The organism is Streptomyces sp. NBRC 110035, from assembly GCF_000829695.1.
GTDB lineage: Bacteria > Actinomycetota > Actinomycetes > Streptomycetales > Streptomycetaceae > Streptomyces.
The window spans coordinates 1-4,643 of record NZ_BBNN01000077.1 but is presented as its reverse complement, the minus strand read 5'-3'; the positions used below and the strand labels follow the sequence as shown (position 1 = coordinate 4,643).

At 71.2% G+C, this 4,643-nt stretch carries 3 protein-coding genes and 2 pseudogenes; 3 read left to right on the top strand and 2 right to left on the bottom strand.

Translation table 11 applies throughout. The features are described from left to right. Positions 1-761 (bottom strand): PAS domain-containing protein (locus TU30_RS32560; RefSeq protein WP_042177196.1); only part of this gene is annotated, 761 nt, incomplete at its 3' end. 271 nt (positions 762-1,032) lie between these two features. Between TU30_RS32560 and TU30_RS32555 the strand changes: the two genes are divergently transcribed. The 3 genes and pseudogenes from TU30_RS32555 to TU30_RS32545 form a co-directional block, all read left to right on the top strand. Next, positions 1,033-1,413 carry a hypothetical protein gene (locus tag TU30_RS32555; protein ID WP_042177191.1) on the top strand — a complete coding sequence of 127 codons (381 nt, stop codon included), beginning with the start codon at positions 1,033-1,035 and terminating at the stop codon, positions 1,411-1,413. A 104-nt stretch (positions 1,414-1,517) separates the two neighbouring features. Further along, entirely contained in the window at positions 1,518-3,533 is a 2,016-nt protein-coding gene (locus TU30_RS32550; RefSeq protein ID WP_042177188.1) for an NADPH-dependent 2,4-dienoyl-CoA reductase, read from the top strand. Between the two features lie 31 nt (positions 3,534-3,564). Continuing rightward, positions 3,565-4,098, top strand: a pseudogene (locus TU30_RS32545) (PadR family transcriptional regulator); the annotation flags it as partial. A gap of 227 nt (positions 4,099-4,325) precedes the next feature. Here the strand turns inward: TU30_RS32545 and TU30_RS32540 are convergent. Continuing rightward, positions 4,326-4,643, bottom strand: a pseudogene (locus tag TU30_RS32540) (hypothetical protein); the annotation flags it as partial.

Sequence of the window (4,643 nt, the reverse complement as noted above, 5' to 3'; positions counted from 1 at the left end):
ACCGACAGGGCCACGCCCAGCACCGAGCCGAGCGCGTTCTCCAGCCGGAACAGGGAAGCGGACCAGGCGTGGTCCTCGTCGGGATCGGCCGGGGTCCGGCCGATCATGAACTGGTCGACGACCGGCTCCCCCGTCTCCAGGACCTGCCTCGCGGTGGCCTCGACGCTGCCGATGTCCAGCTGCGGCAGTACCTCGGGGACCGTGCGGCCCAGGTGTTCCTCGACCGGGACGCCGTTGAGCCGTTCGAGTGCCGGGTTGACCGAGACGTAGCGCAGGTCGGTGTCCAGGACAGCCAGCCCGATCGGGGACTGGGCGACGATCCGGGTGGACAGTGCCACGTCCTGCTCCATCCGGCGCACGGTCGCCTGGTCGACCGCGAGACCGAGGGCGTAGACGGCACCCTGGTCGTCGGTCAGCCGCACGTTGCGGAACTCCACGAGCCGGGTGCTGCCGTCCTTGCGCCGGATGGGGAACGCCCCGGCCCAGCTCCGCCCGGTCCGCATGACGTCGGAGAACAGCTTGACGACCAGATCCAGATACTGCTCGTGCACCATGATCCGGGCGGCGTACTGGCCCAGCGCCTCCTCGGCGCCGTACCCGAACAGTTCCTCGGCCTGAGGGCTCCACAGCACGATCCGGCCCTCGGGGTCCAGCACCACCGAGGCCACGCGCAGCACGTCGAGCAGCCCGCTGGGACGGACAGGCCCGGGGACCGCCCCGTCTCCGTCGCCCTCGACCAGGGGTGACCCGGATGAACTCATCGCACGCCCCGCCTTCACCGATCTCCGCAGCACGTCGTGACGGTGCCGACATCACCTGTTCTACCGCGCGTGGGGGCGATTTTCCGCCTCTTGGGCTGTCTTCTCCACCGTCTTTCCTCCCTCCGCCGGGTGCCCCGCGATCCCGCGGGCACGCCGGTCGTGCGCGGTGGTACCCCCGCGCACAAGGTGTTTTGCCGGGAGAAAGGCGGGAACGCCCCTTGTCAAGGCATGACACGGCCTGGCAGGCGTGGCGAGGAGAGGAGCGATCACCATGGGCAGCGAACGACCGCACCCGGAATCCGTCTCGGTCGAGCTCAGCGGGTGCGACAGGCACGACGCACAGATCGTGTTCGACGCACTGGGTGCGTACTTCACGTCCGACCGGCGCTCCGACGACATACCGGAGAAGTTCTCCGACACCCGTCCGACGGTGTGGCTCGGCACGTTCGACGTCGCCGACCCGCACGAGGGCGGCGCCCGCCCGGGCGGTCCGGTGCGGCTGGCGTCCTCGGTCGACGCCGACGTGCACGGCGGCTACTGGGCGATCGACCGGTTCCGCGCCACCCTGGACGACCTGTTCACGGTGCACGATCTGAGCGCGGTCTCCGGGGACCAGGAGGAGGAGTTGCACGTCCGCCTCGAAAGCCGGTGACCGCCGCCGGGCCGGTGTGCCCTCCACCACGCTTATGCAACTAGTTGCAAAAGCGGGTGCGCGTCCTCTACAACAGAGGGACCACACCGCGCACGGAGGGCCCGATGAGCCGTTACCCGCACCTGCTGACCCCCCTCGACCTGGGCTTCACCACTCTGCCCAACCGGGTCCTCATGGGCTCCATGCACGTAGGCCTGGAGGAGGCCGAGAACGGCTTCACGCGCCTGGCAGAGTTCTACGCCGCCCGCGCCCGCGGCGGTGTCGGCCTCATCGTCACCGGAGGCATCGCGCCCAATGACGAGGGGCGGGTCGGTGAGGGCGGCGCGAAGCTCACCACCGACGAGGAGGCGGAACGGCATCGAGTCATCACCGAGGCCGTGCACCGCGAGGGCGGACGCATCGCCCTGCAGATCCTGCACGTCGGCCGGTACGCCTACCACCGGGACCTGGTCGCCCCCAGCCCCCTCAAGGCGCCGATCAGTCCGTTCACACCCCGCGAACTGACCGACGCGGACATCGAGCGCACCATCGACGACTACGCCCAGACCGCCCGCCTCGCCCGGCAGGCCGGTTACGACGGAGTCGAGATCATGGGCTCCGAGGGCTACCTGATCAACGAGTTCATCGCCGCGCAGACCAACCACCGCACCGACCGCTGGGGCGGCTCGTACGAGAACCGGACACGCTTCCCCATCGAGGTCGTCCGCCGGGTGCGCGAGGCGGTCGGCGAGGACTTCATCCTCATCTACCGGCTCTCCATGCTGGACCTCGTCCCCGGCGGCTCGACCCTGGACGAGGTGATCACGCTGGCCAGGGCCGTCGAGGCGGCCGGTGCCACGATCATCAACACGGGCATCGGCTGGCACGAGGCCCGCATCCCCACCATCGCCACCTCCGTACCGCGCGGTGCCTACACCTGGGTGACCAAGCGGCTGATGGGCGAGGTCTCGGTCCCGCTCGTCACCACCAACCGGATCAACACCCCCGAACTCGCCGAGCAGTTGCTCACCGAGGGGTACGCCGACATGGTGTCGATGGCCCGCCCGATGCTCGCCGATCCCGACTTCGTGGCCAAGGCCGCGGACGGCCGGCCCGAGGCGATCAACACCTGCATCGGTTGCAACCAGGCCTGCCTGGACCACACCTTCAACCTGCAGATCACCTCCTGCCTGGTCAATCCGCGCGCCTGCCATGAGACCGAGCTGGTGCTGTCCCCGACCAGGCGCCGCAAGCGCGTCGCGGTCGTCGGCGCCGGACCGGCCGGCCTCGCGTGTGCCGTCAGCGCCGCCGAACGCGGCCACGACGTCACCCTCTTCGACGCCGCGAGCGAGGTCGGCGGCCAGCTCAACGTCGCCCGCAAGGTCCCCGGCAAGCAGGAGTTCGACGAGACCCTGCGCTACTACCGCACCAGGCTCGCCGAACTGGCCGTCGACGTACGCCTGGACACCCGGGTCACGGCCGACGACGTGGCAGGCCACGACGAGGTCGTCGTCGCCACCGGTGTCACCCCCCGCGTCCCCGACCTCCCCGGCGTCGACCACCCGAGCGTGCTCGGCTACCTCGACGTCCTGCGCGACGGCGCCCCCGTGGGCGACCGGGTCGCCGTCCTCGGTGCGGGCGGCATCGGCTTCGACGTCGCCGAGTTCCTCACCGACGGCGGCGACAAGGCCCACGAGAACCCCGAGACGTACTTCCGCCACTGGGGCGTCGACATGGACCACCGCACGCCCGGCGGCCTCGCCGCACCCGAGCGGCCCGCCCCGCCGCGCACCGTCCACCTGCTCCAGCGCAAGACCTCCAAGGTCGGCGCGGGCCTGGGCAAGACCACCGGCTGGATCCACCGCGCCGAACTGAGGCACCGCGGCGTCACCATGGTCTCCGGTGTGCGCTACGACCGTATCGACGACGCGGGACTGCACGTCACCGTCGACGGCGAGAGCACCGTCCTGGAGGTGGACACGATCGTCCTGTGCACCGGCCAGGAACCGCGCCGCGACCTGTACGAGGAGCTGGTCGCCGCCGGCCGTCCCGTCCATCTGATCGGCGGCGCCGACGTGGCCGCCGAGCTGGACGCCAAGCGGGCCATCAAGCAGGGGATGGAGCTGGCGGCGGCTCTCTGAGCCGGCCCCGGGCCGTCCCTAGGATGGGATCATGTCACTCCCGCACGCGATCCTCACCGCCCTGCTCGAGAAGCCGTCGTCGGGGCTGGAGCTGACCCGTCGCTTCGACAAGTCGATCGGCTACTTCTGGTCCGCGACGCATCAGCAGATCTACCGTGAGCTGGGGAAACTGGAGGCCGAGAGCCTGATCCGGGCCCTGTCCGCCGGACAGCCCGCCCGCGGGCAGAAGAAGGCCTACGAGGTCCTGCCCGCGGGACGCGTCGAACTGGCCCGCTGGGCCTCCACGTCGCAGGACCCCAAGCCGATGCGCGACGCGCTGCTGCTGCGGCTGAGGGCGGCGGCGGTGGTCGGCGCCGAGGGCCTCGAGGCCGATCTCCGCCGCCATCTGGAGCTGCACGAAAGGCAGTTGGCGGAGTACCAGGAAATCGAACGACGGGACTTCCCGCCCGGCAGGGACGCCCCGGACGACCGGCTCCGGCACCTGGTGCTCCGGGCCGGCATCGACCTGGAGACCTTCTGGACCGGGTGGCTCGGGCACGCGCTCGCGGAGTTCGCGGAGATCCCGGAGTTCAACCGGAACGCGGAGAACCGGGAGGAACCGGAGAACGAGGGCAGTGCGCAGCGCACGGTGAACGCGCGGCCGGCGGACGTCGAGGGAGCCGAGCCGCGGGGCCCCGCGCGCGCAGAACCGTCCGGCTCCCGGCGTGCGGAGCCGGACGGTTCGGGCCCCGGGCAAACGTGACGCCGGCCGCCCGACCGGAGCGCGCGGACGTGGTGGCGACCGGGGCCGGCTCAGAACCGGTTCGGTCTGTTGCGTCTGCGCAGGTACCAGGCCGTGGCGACGAGACCGGTACCGACGAGCGCGCCGCCCGCCACCAGTGTCACCGTCCCGTAGTCCGTGGAGCTCCCTCCGATGCCGCCCATCACTCCGAGGGACGGCGAGGGCGAGGCGGTGACCGACGGGCCGGAGGAGGGAACGGCGGCGGGGGAGACGACGATGGACTGGGTGCCCGCGGTCGTCCCGTTCGAGCACATCACGATCACCGTGTGGGTGCCCGGGCCGACGTCCGACCAGGCGGCGGACTGCCCCGCGCCGGTACCCGACAGGGC